Source organism: Lactobacillus xujianguonis, from assembly GCF_004009905.1.
Taxonomy (GTDB): domain Bacteria; phylum Bacillota; class Bacilli; order Lactobacillales; family Lactobacillaceae; genus Lactobacillus; species Lactobacillus xujianguonis.
In genome coordinates this window covers 1-4,941 of the sequence record NZ_ML136922.1, presented here as the reverse complement: position 1 = coordinate 4,941, position 4,941 = coordinate 1, and the positions used below count along the sequence as shown (strand labels likewise).

The following is a 4,941-nucleotide window of genomic DNA, read 5'->3' as shown; positions in this document are numbered from 1 at the left end:
TTGGCTGCGTAAATTAATATCAAGGAGCTATCATCAGATGGCTTATTTGTGTTACAAAAAAAGGGACTTACCGAATAAAAATATTCGATAAATCCCTTAAAAAGCTTAGACTAATTTCGTCAATGTCTTAACTTAATGACATTGGGAAAATTCCAAGCCTTTTTTGTTTTTTTATTTTTTAAATAGTAATATTTTTAACATAAAGGCCTAGTAGCACTTACTTTTAGAAGGTAAATTAAAAAGATTTATCATTTTTTCATGTGATCGCTTGTTTTTTATTTAAAAGCGGGTATAATGAATCATGGAAATAGCGATTAGACATTAATCATTATTTCCAAAATTCAGTCTCTGCCAGTTCCTTATTACTCAAAAACAATTATCATGGCAGATACATCTATGTCTATGTCTATATCTATATCACTTTCTTGAAAAGCAGTTATGGAGATATTCCATGGCTGTTTTTTCTTGCAGTCGATGACTTGATCAAGTATCGTAATTGACGGAGGTATCTTTGAATGATTAGAAAAGCAAGAAAGACAGATTTTCCTTTTGTTTATCCGATTTTGAAGCAGATTTTTGATGAGATGCAAATGGCAAGTATTGCCGCTTTGCCCGAATCACAGTTCTATGATTTGATGCAATTAGGATTTATTTCAGAAGATTATCGATATTCGTACCGTCGGATTTGGGTCGAAACTAATGATCACGATGAAGTTCAAGGAATTTTAGATATGTATTCATATCATGATCAAAAGGTAATTGATTTTGTTCTACGTCACGAATACGCCAAAGTCGGTTTACCAATTTCGACGATTATCTTTGATGACCAGGAAGCCTGGCCACATGAATGGTATCTTGATGCCCTAGCAGTTCATCCCGATCACTGGGGCGAGGGGATTGCTAGTCAGTTGCTAGATTATGCACCTCAGATTGCCAAACAAAATGGCTATGATCGTCTTAGCTTAAATGTGGATAAAGAAAACCCACGTGCGCAAAGATTATATTGGTACAAGGGCTTTGAAACAACGAAGACGATGACAATTGGTGATCGAATTTATGACCACATGATTAAAAAGATTTAATTTAGATCTGTTGAAAAACTTTTTCCGATTGGTGGAAAAGTTGGCAACCGCAATGGTGAAATATGCCATTGCGTAAAAAGAATAGAAATTAATAAAATAAAGGGAATATCTTCTGGACGCTCGATATTGCATACCAAAATCACGCCAGAATTGCCCATAATAGTTTTGACACTTGCAACATTCTTAAAGCCAGAGCGGAATGTGTAAGTGCCTTTTTTTATACTCCCAGTTACTAAATAGTTGAGCCGAGTAATATAAAGAATGTTGGCTAATGGATTATTGATCTTTTTGACCTCAACTAGGGAGTGTTGAATTACATCCACAGCATATGAAGCAATTAAACCGCTGTTGTCACAAAACAAGCGTCCAATTTCGTGATTGTGTATGTCCGAAAGGTACAGGGTGTGGTTAGGGTTATCTAAATTTCCACGAATAATATATTCAATTTTGCCACTCGGTCCAGTAATGGGAATTTGGCCGTAGGCTTTTTCTTGGTTTAATTCTAGCAAGAACCGCATCATTCTCACCTCTATTTAGTTTTATTTAATTCAATAAACTTTCTTAAAATAAAAGCGACGCCGTTTTCATTATTTGTTTTAGTCACCATTTGAGCAATCTTTTTAATAGCAGGAATGGCATTTCCCATGGCGACACCAATTCCAGCATCTCTAATCATACTTTCGTCATTTAAATTATCGCCGATTGCGGCAGTTTCTTCACGTTTTATGCCTTTTTTCTTCGCATAATCAAGGAGTGCAATTCCTTTTTGGGCTCGTTCAGCATTGATTTCGATATTAGATGAAGAACTGGAAGAAACAACTAGTCCGCCAATTTGATCAATTCTTTTAATTACATCACTGAAAGCCTCGTGACCACGTGCGTCAAAGGCGATGATTTTCATCACTTCAAGTCCAGGCTTGGTTAATAACTCATCAAAATTATCGACTGGTGTCATATTCATAATTGATTTATTACCGGCAGAAATCGCAACCGCTTCTTTAAAAGTCATACCTGGATTAAGATCTACCATTAAATGAGCAACATTTGAAATTCTAGCATTGAGATCTTCAGTATAAACATGATCTTTGGTTAAAATCTCAAAGTAAAAGTGTTGTTCATGTAAAAGATGAATAATTAAGTTGGCTTTATCTTGAGGTAAAGGATGCTTAACAATCAGCCTGCCGGCAGTATCATAAACTAAAGCACCATTTAAATTAATAAACCCTGTATGAATGTTAGCGTCTTTTAATAACTTTTTTGACTCTTTGGGAGCACGACCAGTTGCTACTAAGAATTCAATTCCACTTTCTTGAGCAGCATGGATGGCAGCAACGCTTTCTTTAGAAACTGCCATGTTGCTATTAAATAATGTACCGTCAAGATCACAAGCTACTAATTTAATCATCTCAAAACCTCCATAAGTCTTTATTTCATGATACCATAAAGAGGATTAGAAAAGAGGGTGCACAGATCGATGAAAGAGTTAATTGGCAATGATTGGGATCCCATTCTTGATCCTGTTTTTGCAAGTGAAGAATATCACCAATTACATAATTTTTTGAAAGAAGAATATGCTACTAAGCGAATTTTTCCTGATATGTATCATATTTTTACCGCTTTTAAATTAACGCCTTTTTCCAAGACGAAGGTGGTAATCTTAGGACAAGATCCTTATCATAATCCTGGGCAGGCAAATGGAATGAGTTTTTCAGTGATGCCAGGGACTACCTTACCGCCATCTTTAAGAAACATTTATAAAGAGTTATATGATGATGTAGGTGCTCGCCCTGTTAATCATGGCTATTTGAAAAAATGGGCTGATCAAGGAGTACTTTTGCTTAATGCGGTTTTAACAGTGCCTTATGGGCATGCGAATGGCCATCAAGGTAAAGGTTGGGAACTAGTAACGGATTCCGCCATTAAAGCCTTGAGTCAGCGGGGTAAGGTGGTCTTTATCTTGTGGGGAAGATTTGCGCAGAATAAGATTCCTTTAATCGATGAAAGCAAAAACTTCATAATTAAATCTCCGCATCCAAGTCCATTTTCCGCTGATCGTGGATTTTTTGGGTCGCGGCCATTTTCTCGTTGTAATACAGCTCTAAAAAATTTTGGTGAAACGCCAATTGATTGGCAGTTACCAGAAACAGTTACAAAAGAAGATTTAGCATAAGAGGTAGATAAAGAATGAGTGTGTTTGATTTATTTAAGAAGCAAGTTCAAGCTTCAGATGAGAAGAAACGGATCGTCTTTCCAGAAAGTGATGATTTGCGCGTTTTAACTGCTGTTGCTAACTTAAAGCAAGATAGTATTATTGAACCAATTTTAATTGGGGAAAAGAAACAGATTGATCAAGTGGCCCAAGAACATCATTTAGATTTGGCTGGTATCAAAGTTTATGATCAAAATAATTATCCTGAATTGGATCAAATGGTAGCTGCGTTTATTAAAGCTCGTAGAAAAGATACTAGTGCAGCCGAAGCCAAGGCTAAATTAGCTAAAGGCAATTATTTTGGTACTATGCTGGTTAAGATGGGATTAGCTGATGGTATGGTTTCAGGAGCTGCGCATTCAACAGCCAATACCGTTTTACCTGCTTTACAATTAATTCACGCTGCAGAAGGGATGCATCGAGTTTCAGGTGCCTTTGTGATGGAAAAGGGCGATCAAAGATATATTTTTGCTGATTGTGCGATTAATATTGAACCTGATGAAGAAACTTTAGCTGAAATTGGTTATCAATCTGCCCAAACTGCTAAAATGGCTGAGATTGATCCTAAAGTGGCCTTTTTAAGCTTTTCTACCAAAGGCTCTGCTGAAGGTGCGATGGTCGACAAGGTTCACGATGCTGCTGCAATGTTCCAAAAGAATCATCCAGAAATTCCAGCAGATGGTGAATTACAATTTGATGCAGCTTTTGTACCAGCTGTTGGTGAGAAGAAGGCACCAGGTTCCAAAGTGGCAGGACATGCTAATGTATTTGTTTTCCCTGAATTACAATCAGGCAATATTGCATATAAAATGGTGCAACGCTTAGGTGGTTTTACTGCTGTTGGACCAATCTTGCAAGGTCTGGCTGCCCCAGTTAATGATTTGTCAAGAGGCTGCAGTGAACAAGATATTTATGATCTTGCAATTGTTACTGCTGCTCAAGCTATAGCAAAGGATAAGAAGTAATGGCAAAACTAGAAATTAATTCTGCAGCTGAAATGCAAAAATTAGGTGCAGCCTTAGCTAAAACGGCTGAACCACATGATTTGCTCCTTTTAACGGGTGATTTAGGTGCTGGTAAAACCACTATGACTCAAGGCCTAGGACGAGCTCTGGGAATTAGACGGCCTGTTAAAAGTCCAACTTTTACAATTGTGAGAGAGTATCGTGAAGGTAAATTACCACTCTTTCATATGGACTTTTACCGTTTAGAAAATGATGATTTATCTTCAATTGATTTGAATGGCTATCTAGCTGAACCAGGTTTAGTCGTTATTGAGTGGCCCCAGTTAGTAATGACAGATTTACCGGATGCATATTTAAAGTTAAAAATTAGCCGGATCGATGATAGTTGGAATTCAACTAAGCGTGAAGTAGAACTAATTGCGCAAGGTAGTAGAAATGAACAATGGGTGCAAGCTGCACTAACAGAAATGAATAAGTAAAACATACTAACCTAGTGTTGGATCATGAATCGACGGATTCATGATCTGACACTTTTTTCTACGTAAAGTCAAGCATCATCGTATGTTTTGCTTTATTATTTTGTATAATTTAACGACTTAATTAAAATTGTGTCGATTTATTTTTAAACGAAAGTATGACAAATAAGCCTGCAAATCTATAATTTTTGTAAGCTTAGTTTTATAAT

General features: G+C 36.6%; 6 protein-coding genes. 4 read left to right on the top strand and 2 right to left on the bottom strand.

Going from position 1 to position 4,941, the window contains the following annotated elements:
- The first annotated feature begins 515 nt into the window (after window positions 1-515).
- Window positions 516-1,082, top strand: a complete 567-nt coding sequence (locus EJK17_RS10930) for a GNAT family N-acetyltransferase (protein WP_103662217.1) — start codon at window positions 516-518, stop codon at window positions 1,080-1,082.
- On the opposite strand, the gene EJK17_RS11535 is transcribed toward EJK17_RS10930, so the two are convergent.
- Window positions 1,079-1,600: an LURP-one-related/scramblase family protein gene (locus tag EJK17_RS11535; RefSeq protein ID WP_168180807.1), complete on the bottom strand. Its 522-nt coding sequence runs from the start codon at window positions 1,598-1,600 to the stop codon at window positions 1,079-1,081. The genes EJK17_RS10930 and EJK17_RS11535 overlap by 4 nt on opposite strands.
- An 11-nt stretch (window positions 1,601-1,611) precedes the next feature.
- Window positions 1,612-2,487, bottom strand: a complete 876-nt coding sequence (locus EJK17_RS10920) for a Cof-type HAD-IIB family hydrolase (protein ID WP_103662219.1) — start codon at window positions 2,485-2,487, stop codon at window positions 1,612-1,614.
- Window positions 2,488-2,556: 69 nt separating this feature from the next.
- Here EJK17_RS10920 and EJK17_RS10915 point away from each other — a divergent pair, with 69 nt between their 5' ends.
- The 3 genes from EJK17_RS10915 to tsaE are packed head-to-tail and all read left to right on the top strand — an operon-like array spanning window position 2,557 to window position 4,735.
- Window positions 2,557-3,252, top strand: coding sequence for a uracil-DNA glycosylase (locus tag EJK17_RS10915; RefSeq protein WP_103662220.1), 696 nt, complete (start codon window positions 2,557-2,559; stop codon window positions 3,250-3,252).
- A gap of 14 nt (window positions 3,253-3,266) precedes the next feature.
- The gene (pta, locus tag EJK17_RS10910) at window positions 3,267-4,256 is read left to right on the top strand and encodes a phosphate acetyltransferase (protein ID WP_103662221.1); all 990 of its coding nucleotides are present in this window, start codon (window positions 3,267-3,269) and stop codon (window positions 4,254-4,256) included.
- On the top strand, window positions 4,256-4,735 hold the full coding sequence (gene tsaE, locus EJK17_RS10905) for a tRNA (adenosine(37)-N6)-threonylcarbamoyltransferase complex ATPase subunit type 1 TsaE (RefSeq protein WP_103662222.1): 480 nt from the start codon (window positions 4,256-4,258) through the stop codon (window positions 4,733-4,735). Before pta ends, tsaE begins: the two co-directional genes overlap by 1 nt.
- Window positions 4,736-4,941: the final 206 nt, after the last annotated feature.